General features: G+C 75.7%; 17 protein-coding genes. 5 read left to right on the plus strand and 12 right to left on the minus strand.

Annotated features, from left to right (window positions below; genetic code table 11):
- Positions 1-145 precede the first annotated feature (145 nt).
- Positions 146-1,414 carry a matrixin family metalloprotease gene (locus GXP71_RS03220; RefSeq protein ID WP_162351476.1) on the plus strand — a complete coding sequence of 423 codons (1,269 nt, stop codon included), beginning with the start codon at positions 146-148 and terminating at the stop codon, positions 1,412-1,414.
- A 176-nt stretch (positions 1,415-1,590) separates the two neighbouring features.
- Here the strand turns inward: GXP71_RS03220 and GXP71_RS03225 are convergent, their stop codons facing one another.
- Together GXP71_RS03225 and GXP71_RS03230 are read right to left on the minus strand one after the other, a co-directional pair.
- Positions 1,591-2,514, minus strand: a complete 924-nt coding sequence (locus GXP71_RS03225; RefSeq protein ID WP_162351477.1) for a hypothetical protein — start codon at positions 2,512-2,514, stop codon at positions 1,591-1,593.
- Positions 2,515-2,527: 13 nt separating this feature from the next.
- Complete coding sequence (locus GXP71_RS03230; RefSeq protein ID WP_162351478.1) at positions 2,528-3,280, minus strand: DUF6345 domain-containing protein; 753 nt, start codon at positions 3,278-3,280, stop codon at positions 2,528-2,530.
- Positions 3,281-3,283: 3 nt separating this feature from the next.
- Here GXP71_RS03230 and GXP71_RS20625 point away from each other — a divergent pair, with 3 nt between their 5' ends.
- From GXP71_RS20625 to GXP71_RS03240, 3 genes are all read left to right on the plus strand, one after another.
- A complete protein-coding gene (locus GXP71_RS20625; RefSeq protein ID WP_370520973.1) occupies positions 3,284-3,595 on the plus strand; it encodes a putative leader peptide in 312 nt (103 codons plus the stop codon).
- A gap of 189 nt (positions 3,596-3,784) precedes the next feature.
- On the plus strand, positions 3,785-5,224 hold the full coding sequence (locus GXP71_RS03235; RefSeq protein WP_162351479.1) for a dicarboxylate/amino acid:cation symporter: 1,440 nt from the start codon (positions 3,785-3,787) through the stop codon (positions 5,222-5,224).
- Positions 5,225-5,451: 227 nt separating this feature from the next.
- Entirely contained in the window at positions 5,452-5,934 is a 483-nt protein-coding gene (locus GXP71_RS03240; protein WP_238402595.1) for a GNAT family N-acetyltransferase, read from the plus strand.
- 290 nt (positions 5,935-6,224) lie between these two features.
- On the opposite strand, the gene recD is transcribed toward GXP71_RS03240, so the two are convergent.
- The 3 genes from recD to recC form a co-directional block, all read right to left on the minus strand.
- Entirely contained in the window at positions 6,225-8,120 is a 1,896-nt protein-coding gene (recD, locus tag GXP71_RS03245) for an exodeoxyribonuclease V subunit alpha (protein WP_238402596.1), read from the minus strand.
- 128 nt (positions 8,121-8,248) lie between these two features.
- The gene (locus GXP71_RS03250; protein ID WP_162351480.1) at positions 8,249-11,725 is read right to left on the minus strand and encodes a UvrD-helicase domain-containing protein; all 3,477 of its coding nucleotides are present in this window, start codon (positions 11,723-11,725) and stop codon (positions 8,249-8,251) included.
- Complete coding sequence (gene recC / locus GXP71_RS03255) at positions 11,722-15,114, minus strand: exodeoxyribonuclease V subunit gamma (RefSeq protein ID WP_238402598.1); 3,393 nt, start codon at positions 15,112-15,114, stop codon at positions 11,722-11,724. The genes GXP71_RS03250 and recC overlap by 4 nt, the downstream gene beginning before the upstream one ends.
- 249 nt (positions 15,115-15,363) lie before the next feature.
- On the opposite strand from recC, the gene GXP71_RS03260 reads away from it, so the two are divergent.
- The gene (locus GXP71_RS03260) at positions 15,364-16,227 is read left to right on the plus strand and encodes a restriction endonuclease (protein WP_162351482.1); all 864 of its coding nucleotides are present in this window, start codon (positions 15,364-15,366) and stop codon (positions 16,225-16,227) included.
- 31 nt (positions 16,228-16,258) lie between these two features.
- On the opposite strand, the gene GXP71_RS03265 is transcribed toward GXP71_RS03260, so the two are convergent.
- Genes GXP71_RS03265 through GXP71_RS03295 form a run of 7 tightly spaced genes read right to left on the minus strand, consistent with a single transcriptional unit; the run spans position 16,259 to position 24,877 of the window.
- Positions 16,259-17,599, minus strand: a complete 1,341-nt coding sequence (locus GXP71_RS03265; protein WP_162351483.1) for a patatin-like phospholipase family protein — start codon at positions 17,597-17,599, stop codon at positions 16,259-16,261.
- Positions 17,596-18,036 carry a hypothetical protein gene (locus tag GXP71_RS03270; protein WP_238402600.1) on the minus strand — a complete coding sequence of 147 codons (441 nt, stop codon included), beginning with the start codon at positions 18,034-18,036 and terminating at the stop codon, positions 17,596-17,598. The genes GXP71_RS03265 and GXP71_RS03270 overlap by 4 nt, the downstream gene beginning before the upstream one ends.
- Positions 18,033-18,509 (minus strand): anthrone oxygenase family protein, encoded by a 477-nt coding sequence (locus tag GXP71_RS03275; RefSeq protein ID WP_162351484.1) that lies wholly within the window; start codon positions 18,507-18,509, stop codon positions 18,033-18,035. Before GXP71_RS03275 ends, GXP71_RS03270 begins: the two co-directional genes overlap by 4 nt.
- Positions 18,506-19,489, minus strand: a complete 984-nt coding sequence (locus GXP71_RS03280; protein ID WP_162351485.1) for an acetoacetate decarboxylase family protein — start codon at positions 19,487-19,489, stop codon at positions 18,506-18,508. The genes GXP71_RS03275 and GXP71_RS03280 overlap by 4 nt, the downstream gene beginning before the upstream one ends.
- Entirely contained in the window at positions 19,486-20,547 is a 1,062-nt protein-coding gene (locus GXP71_RS03285) for an alpha/beta fold hydrolase (RefSeq protein ID WP_162351486.1), read from the minus strand. The genes GXP71_RS03280 and GXP71_RS03285 overlap by 4 nt, the downstream gene beginning before the upstream one ends.
- Positions 20,544-22,424 (minus strand): hypothetical protein, encoded by a 1,881-nt coding sequence (locus GXP71_RS03290; RefSeq protein ID WP_162351487.1) that lies wholly within the window; start codon positions 22,422-22,424, stop codon positions 20,544-20,546. Before GXP71_RS03290 ends, GXP71_RS03285 begins: the two co-directional genes overlap by 4 nt.
- On the minus strand, positions 22,421-24,877 hold the full coding sequence (locus tag GXP71_RS03295) for a GMC oxidoreductase (protein WP_162351488.1): 2,457 nt from the start codon (positions 24,875-24,877) through the stop codon (positions 22,421-22,423). The genes GXP71_RS03290 and GXP71_RS03295 overlap by 4 nt, the downstream gene beginning before the upstream one ends.
- Between the last annotated feature and the right edge of the window lie 74 nt (positions 24,878-24,951).

Below are 24,951 nucleotides of genomic sequence, written 5' to 3' on the forward strand. Positions count from 1 at the left end.
GGACGCTGCTCGACCGCCCTGCGGCGGACGGGTGGCGTCGTGACCGGCCTCTCACGTGCGGCTCCGTCCGGTCGATGCGCAGGACGTGACCGCCGAGGGGTCCCGACCGCTCCCGCGCGACGTGCCGACGTCGCCGAGCGGTCGCGTGCCCCAATGGCTCCTCGACGAGCGGGCGGCCCGGGCGCGTCCGGCGGGATCACGGGTCACGACGCTCGACGGGTCGGCGCCCCTGCTGCCGTCGCAGCCGGCAGCACCCGCCGTCGAGTCGATCGCCGAGCCGCCCGGCACGCCGGCCGCCGCCAACTCCAGCACGCCGGCCGCCGCCGGCTCCGGCACCCCGGCCGCCGCCGACTCCAGCACCCCAGCCGCCGCCGGCTCCGGCACCCCGGCCGCCGCCGGCTCCGGCACCCCGGCCGCCGCCTTCGGCACCCCGGTCGCCGCCCACCCCGGCACCCCCGCCGACGCCGGTCCCCGCACCCCGGCCGTCGTCGGCCCCGGCACCGCGGCCGACGCGGTCCCCGCACCCGCCGCCGGGCGGGCGGGACGGTCGGACGCCCGGCGGACGCGTCGACGCGCCGGCAGCCCGGTCCCGAGCACGCTCGCCCTGGGCGTCGTCCTGGGGCTCGCCGCGACGACGTTCGGACCCGGCCTGGTGCACGACGCGCAGCGCGTGCTCGCCCCCGTGGTGCACGGTTCCCCGTGGCTCGACGCCGTCGTCGGCGGGCTGGTGCGCGCCCCCGTGGTCCCGCCCGCGGGCGTGGAGGAGTCCGGTGACCCGATCGGCCGGCCGCCGTCGCTCGCGCAGGTCAGCCGCTCGTACGCCTACCTGCAGACGCAGGCCGACGGCCGGACACCCGTCGCCTGGAGCCCGTGCCGTCCCGTCCACTACGTCGTCCGGCCCGACGGCGAGCCCCCCGGGGGCCGCGCGGTGATCGACGAGGCCGCCGCACGCCTGAGCCGGGCGACCGGGCTGGTGCTCGTCGCGGACGGCGAGACCGACGAGCAGCCGTCGGAGGACCGCGCGCCCTACCAGCCGGACCGGTACGGCGACCGGTGGGCGCCCGTCCTCGTGAGCTGGTCGGACGAGTCCGAGGACGCGCGGCTCGCGGGCGGTGTCGCGGGCGTCGCAGGACCGGTCGCGCTCGAGGCCGCGGGCCGGCCGAGCGTCGCCGTGTCGGGCAGCGTGTCGCTCGACGCCGCGCAGCTCGGCGCGATGCTCGAGGAGCCGGACGGGCACGCGATGGCGCGCGCGGTCGCGATGCACGAGCTCGCGCACGTCGTCGGGCTCGGTCACGTCGACGACCCGACCCAGCTCATGGCGCCGACCACCGACCCGTCGGTCACGGACTTCAAGGCCGGCGACCTCACCGGGCTCGCGCTGCTCGGCAGCGGCCCCTGCGCGCCCTGGCTCTGACGCCCGCGCGCGAACTCTGACCGGGGGCCGTGCCGCACCGAGCGGACCGCCGCCCGATCGGGGCGCCGTGCCGCACCGAGCGGACCGCGGCTCGACCGGGGCGTCGTGCCGCACCGCGCGCACGCGCGAGCGCCGCGGGCCCTCCCCCCGGGAGCCCGCGGCGCTCGCCCTGTGCGTCAGGCGGAGCGTCGCTCCGCCGCGGTACGCACCCCCACGGGAAGTCGCAGGTACTGCTTCTCGCTGCCGGTCACGGCCACGACGTGGGCCGAACGCTCGGCCTCCTCGCCGCCGTCGACGGTCACCCCGGCGACGTACATCGGCGCGAGCACGCTCTGCGCACGCCGCCGCCCGAGGCTCAGGTAGCCGAACGCGAACAGCTGCGGCTCGATGCGGACGTCCTCCTCTCGCCCCTCGAGCAGGCGCGACAGGCGGGCCGCGACCTCGGACGCGGCGTCGTCGGGGCGGCGCGTGACCGCCTTGTCGAGCGTCGCGCCGCTCCCGTCGCCGGCGAACCGGCGCAGCGTGAGCGTGAGCGACGACAGCCGGCCGGAGCCGGTCACCTCGACGCTGCCGGACGCCCGCCCGAGCACGGGCAGGTCGCGGACGGCGTGTCGGTACGCGCCGACGGCCCTTGTCAGCACGGGCTCGCTGACCTTCCCCTCGCGGTCGGCGCCGGCCGCCTTGAGCTTCCACAGCCGCTCGAACGTGAGCGTGTCCTCGCGGTCGACGAGCGACGCCAGCCCGAGCCGTGCCACCTGGTCGTCCACGTAGCCGCGCAGCTTCTCGTCCGGGAGCACCTCGTCGAAGAGGTCGTCGAGCGGGTCGACGCCCGCGTGCAGCGTCAGCGCGCCCGACGCGTGGAACGTCACGGCGCGCCCGCCGTCCTCACCCCGGTACACGGAGCGGTCGGCCAGCCGAAGACCGCCCTGCGACGCGTCGAGCGGGATGCCCGCGGCCTCCGCGAGCGCGGCGAACAGCTTCTCGTTGCGCCGCACGAACGCCTCCGGGCCGGGCGTCGCCAGCTCGACGACCTCGGTCACGTCCGGCACCTCGCCGACCAGGCCCGTCAGGCGCTCGGTCAGGTCCTTCGTCGTGGTCATGTCCTTCTCCCTCTCAGCCCTCGGCCCAGCGCCACAGCAGGCAGCCCTGCTGGGACGGGGACAGGTCGGGGGACACCGAGCCGTGGCCCCACAGGTGGTCGCGGTTGTGCGGGCTCAGCGACCAGATGACGTCGCCGCCGTTCCACGTCTGCGACGTCGCAGGTCCGACGACGACGGGGTGGTTGTCGAACCACCAGTCGGAGACGCCGTCGATCCACGCCGACGACACGGTGTCGCCGTCCGTGAGGTTGCTCGCGACGTCCTCGCCGCACTCGTCGGTCGTGATGCCGTCCCACATCTCCTCCCACGCCCCGCAGTACAGGTGCAGACGGTCGAAGATGTTCCAGAGCCCCGTCAGGGTGCCCAGCGGCGCGGTGTCGCACGAGTAGGCCATGACCCACTCCGCGTTCCAGTCCTCGCCGAGCTCCCACGTGCCCGAGAACGTGCGCCACTGGTCGCGCGGGACGTCGTACAGCAGCCGGGCCTGGCCGTCCGCCGTGTGGTTGCCGTGCGTCTCGATCCAGAACAGGTCGACGTCGTCGACCCACGTGCGGTCGTCACCGCCGCCGCTCGTGTCCTGGATGTCGTTCTCCCACACGTCCTGCTCGGACCAGTAGAAGGCGCGGGTGTGCCCGGAGCTGCGGAGCTCGTCGTCGAACCCGTTGCTGCGGTTGAAGGTGTAGGTGAGGTCCGCGGCGGTGGAGACGCCGTTCGCCCGTGCGTTGCCGAAGTGGCGGATGGCCTCCACGCCGAACGTCGCTGCCATGAGATGCCCCCTGTCGTCGAGCGTGCGTTCGGGAGGCAGGAGCGGTCCTGGCCCGGGGCGATACGGGGACGGCCGGGTGATCCGGCCGGGAGGCGCTTGCCTGTGACGTCCGCCTCACCGACAGGTCCGTGGCGCATACAGGGAACAGTCGAGGCCGGCGCTCGGTTGCGCACTGTGGTCGCCGTCGAGCGGCCACCGCCCCCGAACCTGGAGCTGCCGCGCGTGAGCCTGCACCTGACCGAGCGCCGTGCCGTCGACCTGCGTCGGGTCGCCAGCGCGCTCTGTCGGCCTCCGCATCGCCCCGCCGGTCGCTGACCCGGCACCTCGGACCCGCACGGGTCCCTGACGGTCCGGCGCCGCTCCCGCAGCCCTGACCTCGGCCGACCGGCCGGTCACGCCCCGCCGGTCACCGCCACGTCGCTCGTCGACCTGGCTCCGTCCCCCCGACGCGTCCCTCACGGACCTCCCTCGCGGCGCGCCCGCGCCCCGGAAAGGCCTCACCCCGTGTCTGACACCACCACGACGCAGCCCCAGCGCCGGCTGCGGTTCCCCTCCTTCACCGTCCAGGTCCTGCTCGGCCTCGGCCTCGGCGTGCTCCTCGGCTGGATCGCGCTGCAGATGGGCCAGACGCCCTCCGGCGAGCCCAACTGGCTAACGACGACGCTCGACACGATCGGGTCGTCGTTCGTCACGCTGCTCAAGGCGATCGTCCCGCCGCTCGTGTTCCTCGCGATCGTCACGTCGATCGCGAACCTCGAGCGCGTCACCAACGCCGCGCGCCTCGCCTGGCAGACCCTCCTGTGGTTCGCCGTCACCGCCGCGATCTCCGTGGGCGTGGGCATCGGCCTCGGCCTGCTGCTGCAGCCCGGCGCGCGGTCGACTCTCAGCCCCGAGGACGGCTTCGAGGCCGGTGCGAGCGGCTCCTGGCTCGACTTCCTCAAGGGCCTCATCCCCGGCAACTGGCTCGGGATCGGTGCCGGCACGCAGGTCACCACGGGTGCCGACGGCGCCGTCGAGGCCAGCACGTCGGTGTCGTTCAACGTCCTGCAGATCGTCGTCGTCGCGCTCGTCGTCGGCATCGCCGCGCTGCGCACCGGCAAGGCCGCCCAGCCGTTCCTCGCGTTCAACCGGTCCGCGCTCGCCGTCGTGCAGAAGGTGCTGTGGTGGGTCATCCGCCTCGCCCCGCTCGGCACGCTCGGCCTCATCGGCAAGGCCGTCGCGACCTACGGGTGGGACCTGCTGGCCCCGCTCGGCACCTACGCCGCCGCGATCTACCTCGGCCTCGCCGTCGTCCTGCTGGTCGTCTACCCGGTGATCCTGCGCACGAACGGCCTGCGCATCGGCGCCTTCTTCCGCGGCGCGTGGCCGGCGATCCAGCTCGCGTTCGTGTCGCGCTCGTCCGTCGGCACCCTGCCCGTCACGCAGCGGGTCGTCGAGCGGAACCTCGGCGTGCCGCGCTCCTACGCGTCGTTCGCCGTGCCGCTCGCGGCGACGACCAAGATGGACGGCTGCGCCTCGATCTACCCGGCGATCTCCGCGATCTTCGTCGCGCAGATCTTCGGCGTGGACCTGTCGGTCACCGACTACGTCCTCATCGCGTTCGTGTCCGTCGTCGGGTCCGCCGCGACCGCGGGCCTCACCGGGGCCGTCGTCATGCTGACCCTCACGCTGTCGACCCTCGGCCTGCCGCTCGCCGGTGTCGGCCTGCTGCTCGCGATCGACCCGATCCTCGACATGGGCCGCACCGCGGTCAACGTCGCGGGTCAGGCGCTCGTGCCGACGGTCGTCGCGAAGCGCGAAGGCATCCTCGACCTCGACCGGTACGCGTCCGCGTCGGCGTCGAACCTGCTCGCCGACGACGTCGACGAGGCCGCCTCGGCCGACGACGAGGTCCGCGACGCGACCGTCGTGCCGACCCCGCGGGAGCCCGTGCCCGCCGCCTGACGGCCCAGCCGGACCGCGCCCGGTCGCCCTCGCTCCTGAGGGCGACCGGGCGTCGTCGTCTGCGGCCCCGAGGCTGGTCGTCGGCACGTCACGGCCGGCTCCGCGCCCGTGCGCGCGACACGCAACACCCGCGACATACGAGCGCGCGACGATGGGCCCCGCACCGACGGCCCGCGCCACAGCGGCAGCGCCCTCCCCGTCGGCATGCACGCCGAGAGGAGCCCGATGTGCCGGCCACCGTCCTGACGATCGACGTCGACGACCCACTGCGGCCCGACGTGCTCGCACTGCTCGAGGAGCACCTCGCGGACATGTACGCGACGTCGCCCGCCGAGTCCGTCCACGCGCTCGACCCCGCCGGCCTGACCGACCCGGCGGTCACCTTCTGGACGGCCCGCGACGGTGGCGGGGCCCTGCTCGGCACCGTCGCGCTCAAGGCCCTGGGCGGCGCGTCGGCCGAGCTCAAGTCCATGCGCACCGCGCCGGCGGCTCGCGGGCAGGGCGTCGGCGCCGCCCTGCTGGACCACGCGCTCGCGCAGGCCACGCTCCGTGGCTACCGCAGCGTCCTGCTCGAGACCGGCACCCAGGAGTACTTCGCGGCGGCTCGCCGCCTGTACGCCCGCGCCGACTTCGTCGAGTGCCCCCCGTTCGCCGACTACGTCCTCGACCCACACAGCGTCTTCCTGCGCCGGGACCTCGGCCTCGCGTAGGGGACCGGGGACTGGCTGGGGCGCGTGCCGCAGGCCGTTCGCTCGCGGGACCGGGGACTGGCTGGAGCGCGCGCCACGGTCCGCTCGCGGGCCGCACCGGGGACTGGCTGGAGCGCGTGCCGCAGGCCGTTCGCTCGCGGGACCGGGGACTGGCTGGAGCGCGCGCCACGGTCCGCTCGCGGGCCGCACCGGGGACTGGCTGGAGCGCGTGCCGCAGGCCGTTCGCGCGCGATACCGGGGACTGGCTGGAGCGCGCGCCACGGTCTGCGCGCGGGCCACCGGGGGACTGGCTAGAGCGCGTGCCGCAGGCCGCTCGCGCGCCGGACCGGGCGCTCGACCGCGGCACGCACCGCTGCCTCCGAGCCGATGACGTGCACCGAGTCCCGCGCGCGCGTCACGGCCGTGTACAGCAGCTCGCGCGTCAGCAGGGGGGAGGCCGCGGGCGGCAGGAGCACCGTGACGCGCGTGAACTGGCTGCCCTGCCCGCGGTGCACGGTCATCGCGTGGACCGTCTGCACGGCGGGCAGCCGGTGCGGTCGCACCAGGTGCGGCCGCTCGGCGTCGCCGAACGCGACCACGACCGCCCCGTCGGACGCATCGGCCACCTCGCCGCCGAGGTCGCGGACGACGACGCCGGTGTCGCCGTTCGACAGGCCGCTCGTCGCGTCGTTCTCCGTCACGAGCAACGGCCGTCCCGGCGGCCACGGACCGTCGTCCGGTCGTCCGCCGGTCACGCCCTCGACCCAGGCCTCGGCCTGCGCCGCCCAGTGCGCGACGCCCGCAGGCCCCTCCCGGTGCGCGAGCAGCAGGCGGTGCCGTCCGAGCGCGCGCAGGGCCCCGGCGGCGTCCCCGGAACGTGCGGCCGCGACGAGCGCCCGACCCGCGTCCTCGAGGTCGCGTCGCAGCCCCACGAGCTCGTGCGGCGCCGCGACGTCGCCCGCCGTCTCGGTGAGGTGCACGTGCGCACCGCCCGCGCGCAGCAGCGCGAGCGTCCGGTCCGCGTCGCCCTCCCGGATCGCAGCGGCGAGACCCCCGAGCTCGTGCCCGAACCGGTGGGTCCGGGTGAGCCGCACGACCGCCCGGCCGTGCAACGCCTCCACGAGGTCGCCGAGGACCGCGCCCGCCTCGACGCTCGCGAGCTGGTCGGGGTCGCCGACGAGCACCAGCCGCGCCCCAGGTCGCAGGGCTTCGACGAGCCGCGCCATGAGGGGCAGCGACACCATCGAGGACTCGTCGACCACGACGACGTCGTAGGGCAGGCGCCGCGTCCTGTCGTGCCGGAACCGGGTCGAGCTCCCGGGGCGGCGGCCCAGCAGGCGGTGCAGCGTCGACGCGGCGAGCGTGCCGACGCGGTCCCGGTCGGCGTCCGGCAGCCCTTCCACCTCGGCGTTCACCGACTCCTGGAGACGTGAGGCGGCCTTGCCCGTGGGTGCCGCGAGCGCGACCCGCAGGTCCGGACCGACCACCGCCTGGAGCGCGGCGACGAGCCGGGCGACCGTCGTCGTCTTCCCCGTCCCCGGACCGCCGGTGAGGACCGTCAGCAGCGAGCCCGACGCGACCCGGACCGCCTCACGCTGCTGCTCGTCGGCGTCGTCGGGGAACAGTCGCCGCACGACGTCGTCGAGGGACGACCGGTCGACCGGCAGCGTCGTGCGGACGCGGGCCTCGACCTCGCGGCGGACGGCGAGCTCGTCGCGCCAGTACCGGTCCAGGTAGACGCGGTCGTCGACGAGCCGCACAGGCCGGTCGTCCGGGCCGGTCGCGCCGTCCGCGACGAGCGGACTGCGCCGGACCGCGGCGCGCCACCCGTCCGGACCGTCGAGCGCCGGCCACGGCAGGTCCGCGGCGCCGACCGGGTCGCGGTCGCCCAGGTCCGTCGCGACCGCCGCCGGGGCCGACGTCAGGTCGACGCACACCGAGCCCGACCGCACCGACGCGACCGCCAGCGCGACCGCGAGGTGCACCCGCTCGTCGGGCTCACCGCCGATCGCGCCGAGCCGACGCGCGACGTGCACGTCCGCCGACACGAGCGCGCCCGCCGCGACGAACCGCGCGAGCAGACCGTCGACGCGCCACGGCACCCGCGGGTCCGGGTCACCGTCCCACACCGGGGCGCTGACGCCGGTCCTCGTCCCCGGCCCGTTCGCGCTCGCGACAGGACTCGTCTCCGGCCCATTCGCGCTCACGACAGGACTCGTCTCCGGCCCGTTCGCGCTCACGACAGGACGCGTCTCCGGTCCCTTCGCGCTCACGACAGGACTCGTCTCCGGCCCGTTCGCGCTCACGACAGGACTAGTCTCCGGCCCGTTCGCGCTCACGACACGCCCTCGTTCGGTTCGTGCGCGCCCGACGCGGGTCGGTGCGACGCGAGGTCGTGCGACGCGGTGTCGTGCGACGCGAGGTCGTGCGACGCCGGGCCGCGCGCGAGCAGGTCGGAGAGGGCGACGACGAGCTGCGGCGGGGGACGCCAGGACAGCACCCCCGTCGGGACGCCGTCGACGACCGGGGTGCTCGCACCGACCATGCCGCGGACGAACAGGTACAGACCTCCGCCGAGGTGCCGGTCGGGGGAGTAGCCGGGCAGCCGCCAGCGCAGGTAGCGGTGCAGGGCCACCGAGTACAGGAGCAGCTGCAGCGGGTAGTGCGAGTCGGTCATCGCGCGGACCAGGGCGTCCGGGCGGTAGTGCCAGGTGGTCAGCGGCTCGTCGTGCGGCGCGAGGCGGTTCGTCTTGTAGTCGACGACGAGGTAGCGGTGGCCGTCCCCGTCCGGCACGCGCAGGACGGCGTCGATGCTGCCCGTGAGGTACCCGCGCAGCCGCGTCGCGGCGAGGTCGCCGTCGAGCCGGTCGGCGTATCCGGCGAACGGGTCGTCGGGCGGCAGGTGCCGGCGCAGGAGATCTGCGACGTCCCGCAGCGAGCCTGCTGGACCACTCTCGGCCGCCTCAGTGCCGGAAGGGGCAGCCGCGTCTGCGTGGGGCGTGGCGGGCTGGTCGCCCCCGGCGAGCGGGAGCTCGAACTCGAGCTCGGCGAGCCGGTCGGCCGGGGCCACGTCGGCGAGGGCGCGACCGCCGGCCAGCGGTCCGAGCGGCGTGTGCAGCGCCGGCAGGAGGGCGTCGGCGAGCACCTCGGGGGCGACGCCGAGCGGGGTGGCGAGCCCGGTCGCGCGGCACGCCTCCACGACCTCCGAGCGCAGGTCGGCGGCGTGCGTGTCGACGTGCTCGAGGACGGCGTGCGTCAGGGTGCCGAACGCCGTCCCGCCCGGCAGGTCCGCCATGGTCGACGGCACACCGCGCAGTGCCGCGTCGACGTCGAGCGTGCCGGCGGCGACCGCGGCCGCCGCGTCGTCGTCGGGTTCGTCCTGGATCCCCGGGTTCTCGGGCTCGTCGCCGACGCCCGCGTGGTGGGCGTGAGCGGTCAGTCCGGAGTACGACGTGCGCCGCCACCCGAGGTCGACCTCGCGGTCCAGCACGGCGACGTCGAGGTCGGCGGCGGGCGGCAGGGTCGGGCGCCACCGCACGGCGTCCGGGGCACGGTCGACGACCTCGTGCACGAGCGTCCCGCCCGACGAGTCCGCGAGCGCGGCGAACCGTGCGCCGGCGGCCGCGTCGTTCGGCACGGTGACCCGCGCCGCGGGCGTGCCGTGCGCGTCCCGGGGCGCGAGCAGCAGGCGGCTGAGCGCCGACGTGGAGGAGTTGGCGCTCGGCGCCCACCACACGACCACCTGGGAGTGCGCGCGCGTGAGCGCGACGTACGCGAGCCGCAGGTCCTCGCCGCGCTCGTCGGCCTCGTGCCGGGCGAGAGCCTCGGAGTAGCCGGGGCTGCCCGGGCCGCCGACGTGGAGCACGCGCTCGTCGTCCTGGTGGAACCGCAGGATCTCCGGCGAGCGCGGCGACCACCGGTTCCACGCGAACGGCACGAGCACGACGGGGAACTGCAGGCCCTTGCTCGCGTGCACGGTGATGACCTGCACGGCCGCCGAGTCGGTCTCGAGCCGGCGGCTGCGCTCCTCGGCGTAGTCGACGGCGGCCTCGTCGATGCGTGCCCGCAGCCACTCGGTGAGCGCCGACGCGCCGAGGCCGCCCTCGAGCGCGGCCTCGTGCAGGGCCTCGGCGACGTGCCGCAGGTCCGTGAGCCGGCGCTCGCCGTCGGGTCCGCGCAGCAGGCGCTCGCGCAGTCCGGCCGCGGCGGTGGCCTCGAGGAGGGCCGCGACACCGTGCTCGTCGAGCACGTGCGCCCACCCGCGCACGAGGTCGGCGAGCGCGTCGAGGTCGTCGTCGGTCGCGAGCGCGAGCCGCGTGGCGTCCCAGCCGACGAACGGCGTGAGGGCCGCGGCCGCGACGGTGCGGCTGTCCGCGAGGCGGGTCAGCGCGGCGAGCAGCGTGAGCCAGTCGGTCGCGGACGCGCTGCCGAAGACGCTGGCCAGCCCGGAGATCACCGCGGGGACACCCGCGCCGACGACCGCGCCGTGCACCGCGAGCGCCTCCGCGTTGGTGCGCACGAGCACCGCGACGTCCGCCGGCCGGACGGGTCGCGTCGGGCGGTCCGGACCGTCGGTGAGCCGCGTCTGCTCGAGCGTGCGCACGACCTGCGCGGCGACGTCCCGGTAGACGAGCTCGCGCACCTTGCCGACCGCTGGCTGCTTGCCGGGCGTCGCGCCCACCGCGTCGCGCGTGACCTGCCGCAGCACGACGGGCGGCGCGCCCTCGAGCCGTCGTCCGGTGCGGGCCGCCGTCACGGGGTGCACGACGATGCGCGGGTCACCGAGCGCCGCTCCGCGCAGGATCGGCGCGAGACCGTCGATGACCGGCCCGTCCGTCCGCCAGTTGCGCCCCAGCGTCTGGGCGTCGCCGGTCTGCGCCGCTCGCAGGTACGTCGCGACGTCGGCACCGCGGAAGGCGTAGATCGCCTGCTTCGGGTCGCCGATGAGGACCAGCGTGCGGCTGCCGTGGAACGCGAGCCGCAGGATGTCCCACTGCACCGGGTCGGTGTCCTGGAACTCGTCGACCATCACCACGCGGTAGCGCCCGCGTACGCGCTCGACGGCGGCCGGGCCGGTCACGGGGTGCGCGAGTGCGTCGCGCAGGAGCACGAGCAGGTCGTCGTAGTCGACGACGCCGCGGGCGCGCTTGCGCCGACCGAGCTCGTCGCGGACGGCGCGCGCGAGGCCGTACCGGTGCTGGGCGGCGGAGCCGGGGCTCGCGTCGTCGGGCTGGAGTGTCGCCGCGTGGTCGCTGACCGCGGCCCGGGCCACGGTCCGCGCCGTCGTGACGTCGAGCACGGCGCTCTCGGCACCCGCGTACTTGCGCAGGTAGAGGTCGTCGACGACCTCCGCCTCGAGGTCGGCGACGTCGGGCAGCAGCGTCGCGTCGTGGTCGACGTCGCCGACGGTGCCGAGCACCGCGAGCATCTGCTGGCAGAAGCCGTGCGTGGTCGTGATGGTCGCGGCGTCGACCTCCGACAGGGCGCGGGCGAGGCGGGACCGCCGCAGCGCGAGCTCGGCCGAGTCGGTCGTCGCGAGGTCCCGCACCACCTCGTCGCCCGAGGCCGCCGCCGCGGGGTCGCGCAGCGCGCGCTCGACGTCGACGAGCCGCGCGCGCACGCGGTCGCGGAGCTCGGCGGTGGCGGCACGGCCGAACGTCACGAGCATGAGCTCCGGCAGCCGGGCGACGCCCTCGGCGACGTACCGCGCGGCGAGCGACGCGATCGTCGTCGTCTTGCCCGTCCCGGCGCTCGCCTCGAGCACGACGGTCCCGGTCGGGAGGGGGCCGCAGACGTCGAACAGGCGGCTCATGCGACCACCATCGAGATCGTCTCGTGCGTGAGCATCGGGTCCCACAGCGTCCGTGACAGCGCGCCGAACCGGGTCGTGTCGTCGGGCCATCGCGCGACGTCGGCCATCGACGGCACGCCCGCGATGGCGTCGAGCGTGAAGCCCTCGCCCCAGACGAGCGCGTGCGACGTCTCGGCGACCTCGAAGCCGCCGCGTCCGTTGCGGCTGTCGTCCAGCGTGCCGAGCTCCTTGCGCGCGGCGGCGAGCGCGTCCTCGGTCGTCTGGTCGGACCAGCGGGCGTGCCCGTAGGCCGCGCTGGTCGCGAGCGGCAACGGCAGGGGTTCGCGCAGCGCGGCGTCGGCCAGGTCGGCGAGGTCGGCGAGGATCGACGCGGCCTCGGCGCGGCCGGGTGACCGGAGCTCGGAGACGCGCGCCCCGCCGCCGGGCCCGCGCCCGACCGTCACCGCCGTCAGCCCGGCCGCCTCGGACGTGCCGTCGGCTGCCGCCGCGAGCAGCAGCACCCACGCGCGCAGCCGGTGCTTCGGGGCGAGCCGCGAGTAGACGGCGGTCAGCAGCACGTCGTCGTGGAACGGGCCGACGGTCCCCGCGAGCGACCGCCCGTCGGGCAAGACGAGGCGCACGTCCCGCATGCCGGCCTCGCCGACGCGCCACGTGTCGACGGCGTCGAGCAGCGGCCGCACGGACTCCGCGACGCCGGCGAGCGTCGTCCCGCCGAGCGTCCCGGGCGGCACGTGCCCGCGACGTCGTTCGGCCGCGACCGCGTCGTCGAGCGTGGCTCCGTCGAGGGTGGCCTCGAGCAGCCGGCGTCCGACGTCCCAGCGCTCGAGCGGGTCGAGCTCGAGCGGCAGCCGGTCGTCGAGCTGCTCCGTCTCGCGCGGGGGCACCGCCCGCAGCCGGCGGCGCACGAACGCGCGAACGGGGTGGGTGAGGATCTCGGCCAGGTCGCCGACGTCGTCGACGGGCTCGGCGGGCGGGAGGGGCTCCGGAACGAACGGGCCGCGACCGACGCGCTCGCGGCGGCCGGCACGTGCGGCGGCGAGGTCGAGCGCGTCGAAGCTGAACGGCGCCGGACGGCCGAGAGCCCCGGCGACGAAGTTGCGCTCGTCGACCGTCTGCAGCGGGTGGTGCACGACCAGGTGCGCGCGCGCGTCGCGGCCGTCGCCGAAGTCGACGGCCGCGTCGAGGGCGTCGAGCAGCTCGCCCACGGGCACGGCGGGCGGCCGCGGTGCGCCCGTGCGCTCGTCGGCCCCCGAGTGCAGCACCACGAGGTGCTCGGTCGCGCTGGTCACCGCGTCGAGGAACAGGCGGCGGTCCTCGGTGCGCCGGTCCCGCTCGCCGACGAGCGGGTCGCGCGACAGCAGGTCGTCGCCGTCGCGGCCGCTGCCGCGGGGGAACACGCCGTCGTCGATGCCGAGCAGCACGACGACGCGGTGGGGGACCGCGCGCATGGGCTCGAGCGAGCACACGGTCAGGGCGCCGGTGCGGAATCCCGCGCGGGTGGGTCGGCCGCGCAGGTGCGGCTCGAGCAGCGCGACGAGGTCCGGCAGCCGCAGGTCGCGCGCGTCGCGGTCGGCCGTGAGCCGGACCTCGCCGAGGACGCGCGCGGCCTCCACCTGCTGCCAGCGGTCCTGCGGCGCGACGTCGGTGAGCAGCCGCAACGCGCGCTCGACGGTGTCGAGCCACGCACCTGCGGGCCGCGTGCCGTCGAGCTCGTGCAGCACGCCGGTGAGCCGGTCGAGGAGCTCGGCGACGCGTCCGACGAGGTCGACGTCCGTGCTGTCGACGTCGTCGACGGGCAGCACAGCGCCGACGTAGCGCTGGTCCTCCTCGGCCATCGCGACGCCGAGGAGCAGCCGGTCGAGCGCGCCAGCCCACGTCCCCTGCGCCACCGTGCCCAGCCGGTAGCGCTCGCGACGCGTCACGTCCTCGCCCCAGCGCACGCCGGCCTGCAGCGCCCACGACCGGAGCCGGTCGAGCGCGACGTCGTCGAGCACGAACCGCCGCCGCACGGGTTCGAGGCCCGCGAGGTCCACGACGGCGGAGGCCGTCACGCGCGAGCCGGCCAGCTCCAGCAGGGTCGCGACGAACGTGAGGAGCGGGTTGGCACGCGCGGGGGCACGGTCGGCGACGCGGACGCGCAGAGCGCGGCCGGGGTGCTCCCCGCCGGACACCGCCGGACCGGTGTCGCCGAACGTCGCCGACACGAGCGGGGCGAACGCCTCGACGTCGGGGCACATCACGACGACGTCCCGCGGCTCGAGCGTCGGGTCGTCGGCGAGCAGCCCGAGCACGGCCTCGCGGAGCACCTCGACCTGCCGGTGGCGGCCGTGGCACGCGTGCACCTGCACGGTCCGGTCGTCCGGGCCGACCGGCTCACGCGGTCCCTCCACCGCGTCGGCGCGGATCCGGGCCTGGAGCGCCCCCAGGGCGGTCGCAGGTGGTGCGGGCGTGCCGTGCAGCACCACGTCGGGCACGAGCGGCGCCAGCCGCACCTGCAGCTCGACCGCGTCGCCCGCCATCGACGCGAGCAGCGGGTGCGACGCGACGACGGGCAGCGCGCGCCGGTGCGGGTCGGTCGGCGCGACGTCCGCGACCTCGCGCCACAGGGTGAGCGACGGGTGCGGGAGCCACAGGTGGACGTCACGGTGCCGCGCGAGCGCCGACAGCACCTGCACGTGGGCGTCCGGCAGACGTGTCGCCCCGAGCACCGAGAGCCGCTCCGGCAGGTCGACGAGCGCCGGGTCGGCTGTGAGGGCCGCGAGCGCGTGGTCGAGGCGTTGCGCGGGCGACGGTGCACCGACGCGTTCGCGCACGAGCCGCCACAGGTGCGCCTGCCACGCGAGGTCGGCCGGCAGCGGTGCGCCGGCGCCGTCCTCGTCGCGGCCCTGCGCCCAGGCGCGCACGACGTCGGGCCGCTGCGCGTCGTACGACGCGAGCAGCCCGGCGAGCCGCTGCGAGAGCCGCAACCGTCTGCCTTGGCGGACGTCGTCGTGCGGGTCCCCGAGGTGCCCCACGGGTGTCACGAGCCGAGGGTCGCCGACCGCGTCGTCGAGGACGCCGAGCACGTGCCACGCGACGCGCTCGGGGGCCCACGGGTCGTCGTCGGGCGACACCCCGAGCACGCGCGCGAGCACGTCGGAGACCGCACGGGCGGGGGAGGAGAAGCGGACGTTCGCGCAGATGCCGTCGCCCGCCGGCCCCGCGCCGAGCCGGTGCGACAGGCGCTGCGCGACCCACCGCTCCACGCCGCGCGTCGGGACGAGCACGACGTCGGGCGTGAACGGGTCGGGCGGGGCCTGCGCGAGCACGGTCGCGAGCGCGTCGACGAGCACGTCGCTGCGCTCGGCGACGTGCACACGCAGCGCGCCGGCCGTCCGGGTCCCCTTCACGGCCGTCACGCTAGCGTCCGCGCCCGACACCCGCCGACGGTGCACCTGACCTGGGGAGACGCAGGCGTGCGGCCGGGCTGTGGACGGCTCGGGGACCGTGGTCCGCCCCGCGAGCGGTTCGCCCGGCCCGACCCCGATCCCGCCCGTCGACCCACGCGCACGTCTGTGACCGCGGACCGTGCACGAACCGCGCCGGCCGTGCCGACGGGATGCCGGACTTGTCGGGACCGTTCGCTAGCCTCCTGCCTCGTGAGCGAGTGGGTGCCCGGCCGGCACGTCCTGACCCCGCGCGAGGCGGAGGAGATGGCCGCGCACCACATGCGCCAGCTGGGCCACCCCGATGCGAGCGCCAACCCCGGACGCGGCGCCGACGGGGGTCTCGACGTCACCGCCCGCCACGCCCTCGCGCAGGTCAAGTTCCGTGGCGGCCGCGCAGGCCGGCCCGACCTCCAGCGGCTCTACGGCGCCCGCGCCGACCGCACCGACCTCGAGCTGTGGTTCTTCACCGGTCCCGGCTACTCGGACGAGGCCGTCGAGTACGCGGACCGGCACGCGATGGTGCTGTTCACGTTCGACCTGGCCGGCGCCCTCACCCCCGCGAACCACGCGGCCTCCGAGGTCCTCGACCGCGCGACCGCGCTGCTCGCGTCCGGCGGGGCGCCCGACCGGCAGCGGCTGGCACCCCGCACGCGCGACGCGCACGACGACGACGCGCGGGCGGAGCCGGACGACCGGCGCGACCGGTGGTGGGACGGCCCGCAGCATCCCGCCCCCGAGCCGGAGTACGCGGGGTGGCACTGGGTCTCGCCGGGTCGCGCGGTCCGCCGCAACGCCCTGCTCGTCGTCGGGCTGCTCGCCGGGGCGGCGGCCTGGCTGGTCGGGTCGTACCGCGACCGGCTGCACGCGCTCGCGGCCGACGTCGCGGACCTGACGGGCCGGACGGTCGACGTGGGCGAGCTCTTCGTCGGGTGCAGCGCGGCGGCCCTCGGCGCGGTCGTCCTGTACGTCGTGCAGGTCGCCGTGATGTTCCGCCTCGGCAAGCACCCCCTGAAGGTCCCGGTCCGCCCCCGCCGCCGCGGCCGCACGCGACGCCGCCAGGCCGCTCTCCGCTGACGCGACGCGACGGTCCACGCGCACCGTCGCGTCAGCGACGCAGCGCCCCCGCGCCGCGGGCCAGCAGCCGGCGGACCGCGTCGGCGCGGTGGAAGACCCCCGTCACACCGACGGGTTCCACGGACGTGACGAGCCGCCGCACGCCGCCGGCGCCGAGCTCGAGCGGGGCCGACAGCACGACGGAGCCGGACGCCCCGCGCACGGTCAGCGCGACGCGCGACAGGTCGGACCACGCGTCGAACCCGGGGTCGTCGACCAGCGACCGCACGGCCTCGATCTCGAGCACCTCGCCGTCGACCCGCACAACACCCCGGTAGACGAACGCGTCTTCCGTCTCCTCGACGCGCCCGTCGGCGAGGAAGGCGCGCTCGCCCCACGGCCCGTACGTGAGCGCCCCGGCGACCGAGGCCCCGCTGACGGGTCCGTCGAGCGGCATGACGACGGTCAGGTCCAGCACGACCTCGACACCGTCGAGAGACCCGCGCAGGTGCTCGACGTACCGCGCCGACGGCGGCGGCTCGGTCATGCGCGTGCACGACGCGTCCCGCGGCACCCCGCCCGCCGACCGCGAGGCGAGGTACCGCCGCGCGTCCCGGTAGCCCATCTGCACGAGCGAGTCGGACGAGATGCGGCCGAGGTAGAACTCGGGGTCGAGCGGCAGCGGGTGCTCGGGCTTGACGACGTGCAGGACGAACGACCGGCCGGTCGCGTCGGCGAGCGCGAGGTCGGCGGCCAGCGCCCCGGCGGCGCTCATCTCGATCATGTGGACGTACTGCTCGAGCGGCCCGTCGCCCCAGCGGCCGGTGTTGCCGATGCACCACACCAGCCACACCTCGTCGGCGCCGCGGCGCAGCGCCTCGGTGACGTTGGCGTCGCGGACCCAGACCGCGTCGGTCCAGACGTGCCCGTCGCGGCGCAGGGGGGTGAGGAAGAGCGGCAGCGACATGCCCGCGGCGAGGAGGTCGGCGTCGACGTCGGCGGCGTCGACGGCGACGTTCTCCTTGGTGGCGAAGTCGACGACGTTGAACGAGCCCTGCACCGACGAGGTGCGCACCGCCGCGTCCGAGATCCCGAGCGCCGGGAACACGCGCTGCACGAGCCCGTCGGCGTCCCCGACCGCCGGCAGGTTCCACGGGCCGGTGAGGTACTCGTGCAGGGGGAGCGCGGAGCCGAAGTCGCGCACGTCGACGTCGCGCCACCGGCGGCACATCTCGAGGCCGTCGACGCCCGAGCACAGCATCGCGGCGGTGAGGATGCCCCCGGAGGTGCCGTCGACGTGGTCGAAGGCGATCCCGTCCTCCTGGAGCGCGCGGACGACGCCGGCCTGCCACGCGACGCGCATGCCGCCCCCGGCGGCGACGAGGGACCTCATCGCGCACCCCGCAGCGCGCGCAGGTGGACCGCGAGCAGCACCGCGGTGAGCAGGTCGAACGCGGCGACGCCGAGCGCGAGCGGGTCGAACACGCCACGCGCCACGCCGATCGCGACGGCGACCGACGCGGCGGTCTTCTGGACGGCGGCCCACAGCACGACGTCGGGGTCGTGCCGCGGCCGCGACAGGGTGGTGAGGAGCAGCCCTCCGACGACGACCATGAACATCCCGACGGTCGCGAACAGCTGCTCGGCGGTGGCGTCCTCCGACGCGCCGAGCAGGGACAGCACGAACGACGGGACGAGCACCTGCGCGGCGCCGCTGGCCACGGTGATCCAGCCGATCACGACGAGCAGCAGCACGAGCGGGGTCCGCGCCGCGCCCACCGCGGCGCCCCGCGACGTGCCGGGCGGGCGCGGGCCGGCGTCGGCGGTCACGTCAGCGCCCCGAGCAGGTCGCCGCGCGCGACGACGTACCAGGTGATCGCGACCCACGTGAACGTCGAGCCGTAGAACCGGACGTCGTTCAGGGTCATCCAGCGGTGCAGCAGGTGCCGCAGCTCTGCGTCGTCGGCGAACTGGCCGCCGCGGATCCGCTTGTTGATCGGGATGATGAGGCCCTGCCCCACGAACGTGAGCACGAAGATCCCGACGAGGCACGCGACGCCGAACCACACCCAGCCGGTGCCCCGCTCCGTGACGACCAGGATGATCGCGGCGACGAACATGAGCGGCACGACGCCCGTGAAGAACGCCGTCGCGCGCTTCGTCGGGATGCCGAAGTGGGTGCCGACGTTGTCGCGCGACAGGCCCCGCCAGGTGGGGAACAGGAACCACTTGAGGACCCACATGGTCCCGACGTACATCGTCGCGCCGAACAGGAACCACAGCGCCGAGACGAACGTGATCACGTCGCCACCCCCGCGGTGACGCGGCCCTGCACCTCGGGGCGCGACCGGTCGGGCGGCGGCGGCCACGTCTCGCCGCGGCCGAGCCCGACCACCGACTCGAGCGGCTCGCCGAACTCCCCGGACGCGAGGGACGCGTCGACCGCCCCGAGCGTGTCGCCGGTGAGGAACCACGCCTCGTAGTGGTCGTCCAGCACGCCGTGCGCGGTCGGCAGCCACGCGGTGAACAGCGGCTTCGACCCGATCTGGAGCGCGCGCAGCGGCTGCACGCCCGGCGCGTCGCCGAGCACGATGCGCGCCCGCGCGCCGGGGCCGACGGCGACGTCGCCCGTCGCCTCGAAGTAGATCGTCGACCTCATGAGCTGCCCGCGGAACGCGCAGTAGTTCGCGGCGGCGAGCTTGAGCGGCAGCCCGACGGGCGCGGGCCGCTCGATCTCGACGAGCGCGCCGAACTGCCCGTCGAGGGTGTCGTACTGCGCGGAGACGGTGGTGTCGGTGACGACGAAGTCGAGCGACGCCTGGTGCTTGGGCATGCCCCAGATGCCCTTGCCGCCCTTGACGGACACCTCGGTCGAGACGGGCAGGTCGACGACGTACTGGCCGAAGTCGAGCGTGCGCATGAGGGCGAGCGGCAGCAGGGGCGGCGCGGGCCGGGGGCCGTGCGTCACCGCGATCGCGAGCGAGTACTCGATGTACTGCCCGATGTCGGTCGACCGGTAGTTGACGACCGTCGCCATCAGGACACCGCGCCCGAACCCGAGGGACACCGGGTGCAGCTCGCTGCCCGGCAGGACGGCCCGCGCGGCGGACAGCGAGATCGGGAAGGCGGCCATGAGGACGGGCGAGTCCTCGGACGACACCGGCATGGCGTACGGGATGGTGTCGACGCGCGCGGCCTGGCCGGTGAGGCGGCGCTGGCGGCGCGGGACGGGGGACGGGACGCGGGACAGCACCGTCCGCGCGGCCGAGGTCAGCAGGCTCATCGGTGCAGCTCCTCCAGGATGATCGGGTAGGTGTCCCGCCACGCGCGCCGGCCGAAGAACACGTCGAGGTGCCCGTAGCCCGGCAGGACGTGCAGCGTGTCGCCCTTGCCGGGCCGGTGCCGCGCGAAGAACGCGTGGCTCCGGACCTGCGACTCGGGCAGGAAGCACCGGTTGTCGGCGCCCGCGAGGAACGCGAAGCGCGCGTCGGTGCGCGGCGGCCCGGCGACGAGGTCGTCGGGGATCTCGGGGTGCTCGCGCGCGGGGACGAGGTGCCCGGCGGCGACGGACCGGCCCATCTGCCGGAAGAACGACAGGGGCACCTCGGCGAACTCGCCGCTGATCCAGTCGTGCGTCGCGCGGTCGAGGTTCTCGTGCGACCAGAGCGCGGGGAAGCCGGAGCCGTAGGTGAACGACACCATGCGGCAGACGATGTTGTCGCACTCGGGGTGCGTGACGGCGACCGTGCGGCGCAGCACCTTGGAGAACACGCCGTCGGACCGGTAGCCCCATGCGGGGTTGAGGTGCGGCGTGAACCGCTCGATGGGCGGCGCGAGGTAGTGGATCTTCTGCCGCGACCAGAACGGGATGACGGGGTGCAGCGACACGGCGTTGGAGACGACGGTGTCGACGCCGGGGACGAGCCCGGCGACGGCCGCCATCGTGAAGGACGTCGACCCCTGGCAGTGCACGACCGCCTTCATCGACGAGGCACCCGTCGCGGCGAGGACGTGCTCGACCGCGGCCGGGTGGTCGTACGCGGCGGCGTCGTCGAGCGTCCACGGGACCGGGTCGAGGTCGATCGACGCGCGCCAGTTGAGCAGCCAGACGTCCCAGCCGTCCTCGAGCAGGACGTCGACGAGCGTGCGGGGCAGCGGCGGCCGGAACAGCTCGGCGCGCACGCCCGACCCGTGCACGAGCATGACGGGCCCGCGCCACGGCTCGCGCGGACCGCGGACGTGCACGAGCGTGAGGCGCGTGCCGTCGCGCGCGGTGATCGGCACGACCTCGGTGCGGTGGTCGGCACGCGTGACGGTCCTGGGTGCTTCCTCGACGCTCATGACGTGAACCCCTCCTGCGCGACGACGATCGGGCCCTCCAGCAGCCGGACGGCGGGCAGCCCGTCGGCGGGGACGGGGCGCGGTGCGCCGTCCCGGGTGTCGACGTCCCACCGGCGGCACACCGTGTCGACGACGAGCGGGTAGATCTCGAGCCGCCCGTCGGTGCGCAGGCACAGCCGCAGGAAGCCCTTGTGGTCGGTGACGGCCTGGCCGGACATCTGCCAGCCGGCGACGACGCCCGTGCGACGGGACAGCAGCAGCAGCGCGAACGCCTGCGTGCCGAGCAGCGCGCCGAGCACGACGACGAACGGCACGACGAGCGTCGCGGTGAGGGCGGGCGACCACGTGGGCCAGGGGACGGCGACGGCGGCGACGAGGACGACGAGCGCGGCGACCAGCTGGAGCCCGATGCCCGTCGTCGCGGGGACGAGCCGTGCCAGCCGACCGTCCGGCATCACGGTCGCGACGACGGCGTGCAGCAGGAGCAGCCCGAGCACCCACGCGGCGGCACCGGCAGCGGCCGCTGCGACGTCCGCGGACGGACCTCGCAGCAGCGTGGGCGACCCGCCGCGCAGCACGCCGAGCAGCCCGGCCAGGCACCCGACGACGAGCAGCTGCACGACCCCCGCGGTGGCGAGCAGCCCGACGTTGCGGCGCCCCGCCCAGAACGGGCTGAGCGGGTTCGCGATGCGGCGGCGCAGGCGGCGCGACACGTCCTGCGCCGGGTGCGTCGGCCCGACGCGGTCGAACGGCGTTCCCGGGGTGTCCTTGGTGCGCATGCGCGACGCGGGCGGCGGCAGGACGAGGTGGTCGACGAGCTGGTCGGTGTCGCCGAGGTAGGCGCCGCCGAGCCCGCACGTCACCGCCTGGACCGCGCGCGGGTCGACGGCGTCGACGGAGCCGACGGAGCCGACGGAGCCGACGGTGCCGGCCGCCCCCGCCGGCCCGACGGTCCCCGGCGCCCGCGACGCGTACCGGGAGTAGACGTGCTGGTCGCCGCTGAGCCACAGCCGTACGCGCGCACCCGTGTCCTCACGCTCGCGCCGCCCGGGCACCTGCCGGTACCGCACGACCTCACGCTCGAAGAAGTGCAGCTGGTTGAACGCGTCGGGGTCGTGCCCCGCCTTCGCCCACGCGGGCTCGGCGGCGCAGACGACGACCGCGTCGCCGGGCCGCAGGTGCGCGGTGACGTGCGTGCGGAAGTAGTCGAGCTGCGGCTCGTCGATGTACTCGTCGAGCTGCGAGTCGAGGCCGAGCAACCACCAGCCGGGTGCCAGGCGCAGCGCGAAGTACGACCGTCGCTGCACGGTCCGCCACGCCCCGACGCTCGCACCGCGCGTGAAGACGCGCAGCCACGCGGTCAGGCCGTCGTACCAGTCGTGGTTGCCGGGGATCGCGAGCAGCGTCGGCTCGGTCGTCGCGTCGAGCACCGCGCCCGGACGGGGTGCCGGGAGTGCAGCCCCGTACGGGCCCGTCGTGCGGTGCTCGTAGCCGCGCGCGGACGCGGCCGGGTACACCTCGTCGCCGCCCATCACGAGCACGTGCCCGCGCGGCAGTGCGAGCGGCCCGCCGGGTCCCGCGACCTTGAGCTCGGGCTGCGCGAGCAGCGTCGCGACGGTGTACGTCGCGTCGAACCCGTCGCCCAGGTCGGCGACGAAGTCGAGCCACAGGTCGCCGTCGGGTCGGTGCGCGGGCTCGACGAGGCCGCCGGGCAGGGCGGCCTGCACCTCGCGACGGTCGCCGTACGTGGTGAAGACGGACGCGAGCACGACCTTGAGGGCGGTGCGCGCGAGCTCGGGCGGGTCGAGCCAGCGCACCTGCGGCTGCGCGACGAAGCCCAGGTCGCTGCTGCGGGGCACCAGGTCGCGACGCCTCATCGGCCGGCCCTCGCGGCGGCCCGTGCCGGAGCGGCGCGGCGCCCGGAGAGCTTGTCGGCCACGTACACGTCCCACAGCTCGCCGAGGAACAGCCGGCCGAACTGCGCGAGCGCGGCGGCACCGGCGTCGCCGTCGGTGCGGAACGTCGTGAGCTGCTTGGCCAGGTCGAACGGCTTGATCACGAGCACGCCCGCGCCGATCGTCCCGTCGGGCACGTCGTCGTCGCGCATCCGGTCGAGCACCGCGAGCGCCTGCGCGTGCGACGTGGCCTCGGGCGGTGCGACGTGCCCCGACAGGACGCGCACGAACAGCGTCGTGGTGTCGGCCCACACGTCGAGCCCGCGGTCGTCCTCGACCTCCTTGGCCCCGACGAGCGTGAGCGGCGAGCCGGCCGCGTCGCGGAGCCACAGCCGGTAGAGCATGCGGCGTCCGGGCGTGCCGCCGGGGTGGACGAACAGGTTGAACCAGCCGCGCTCGACGTCGAGCCGTCCGCCCAGGACGTTGCTCTCGACGAACCCCGTCGCGTCGGCGCGGTGCAGCGGGTCGGCGACGAACGCCGCGATGTCGGGTGCGGTGATCGTGAGGACGAACTGCAGGTGGTCGCCGAGGCTGCGGGCGATCTCGGCCCCGTGCCGCGGGTCGGTCTGGTCGAGCGTGAACGGCCCGACCATCCGCTCGGTGAAGGCGACCGAGGTGGCGCCGGGTGCGCGGGCGGCGAGCGCGCGTGCGGGTGCGGCGATGTGCGTGCGGCGGGGCCGCGACCAGTCCTGCTCGAGCATCCGGGTGGCCGCACGGTCCGCCATCGCGGCGATCGTGAGCGACGGGTTCGCGCCCACCGGGCCGGGCATCGCGGCGCCGTCGACGACGTGCAGACCCGGATGCCCGCGGACCTCGCCGTACTCGTCGCACACGCCCTCGCCGACGTGCCGCCCGATCGGGACGCCGCCGAGCGGGTGCACGGTGATGACGCGCTTGGCCCACCACAGCGGGTTGTCCTGGAACCGGGCGCCGAGCTGCTCGCCGACGCGCTCCATCGTCGAGCGGACGTCGTCGAAGTAGGCGCGCGAGGTCGACGTCGTCCAGCTCACCGCGAGCCGCCCGTCGTGCAGCGACATCCGTCCGTCGGGCACGTCGCGACCCATGCCGAGCAGGGGGAGCGACCCCGCGGACAGCCGCCCGTCACCGAGCAGCGCGGACAGGTCGGCGGACACGTTGGACCGGCCCTGCGCGAGCACGCGGTTGCGCACGACCTGCCACGCGAACGCCGCCGCGCGCCGGGCGGTCGAGCGCAGCTGCGCGGTCTCGACGAGCCACCCGAGGAACCCCGGGAAGCCCGCGTCCTCGACGTAGTACCCGCGCCCGGTCCAGCCGTCGCCGTCGAGCGCGTCGGGCCGCCGGATCGCGGTCGTGATGACGGGTCCGTTGCCGCCGTCGACGGGCAGCGCCTCGCCGTCGCGCGTGCAGTCGAGCAGCAGGGTCAGGAGGTCGCCGTTGCCGGAGAACCGCGTGCCGAGCGCCGGACCGAGGCCGGGCAGCGACGCGCGGCTGCGCAGCAGCAGGAACGTCGTGCCGAACGTGCCGGCGCCCAGGATGACGCGTCGGGCGACGATCGACCGCTCCGGCAGCGCGCGGGTGCGGGTGTCCGTGTCGCCGCGCGCACCCTCCGGGTGCACGACGTACCGGACGAGGTACCCGCCGCCGTCGAGCGGCCGCACCGCGCGCACCTCGTGCAGCGTCCGGACGTCGGCGCCGTGGTGCGCCGCGGAGGAGAGGTACGTGTGGTCGAGCGTGTTCTTCGCGCCGACGTTGCAGCCGATGTCGCACTCGCCGCACAGCGTGCAGGTCCGCCGGTGCGACCCGGGGTGCACGGTCCCGTACGTGGCGGCGGGCAGGTCCAGGCCGGGCGCGGCGTCCTCGTCGGGCCGGGCGAACGTCACCGCGAGCGGCGGCCGGATGGTCGGCATCCCGAGCGCGGCCGCGGCCTGCTCGACGGCCTGCGTCTTCGGGGTGTCGTCGTACGGGTAGGGCGTCGCGCCGAGCATCTTCTCGACGACGTCGTAGTGCGGGTCGAGGTCCGCGCGGCTGATCGGCCAGTGCTCGTAGCCGCCGCCCGGCAGCGGGGAGTCGTGCACGAACCAGTGCTCGTCCTTGCGCAGCAGCACGTTCGCGTAGATGAGCGAGCCGCCGCCGAGCCCGCTCGACACGAGCCCCTCCAGCCCGCGGAACGACCACGCGTCGAACAGCCCGTAGAGCTTCTCGCTGGGGTCCCAGAAAGCGCGGCCCATCTGGGCGGGCGTCCGCGCGAAGTCCCCGGGCCCGTAGCGCCTGCCGCGCTCCATGACGACGACCTGCTTGCCCGCCTCCGCGAGCCGCTGCGCCGCGACCGCGGCACCGAAGCCCGAGCCGACGACCACTGCGTCGACGACCTCGAGGCCGCCGTTCCGGATGTCCATGACGTCTCCCCGCCCGCGCGCGAACCCCGACTGCGCCCCCTGCACGGACAAGAGGTGTGATCTGGGCCACAGAT

The sequence above is a fragment of the Cellulomonas sp. H30R-01 genome, assembly GCF_010119915.1.
Taxonomy (GTDB): domain Bacteria; phylum Actinomycetota; class Actinomycetes; order Actinomycetales; family Cellulomonadaceae; genus Cellulomonas; species Cellulomonas algicola.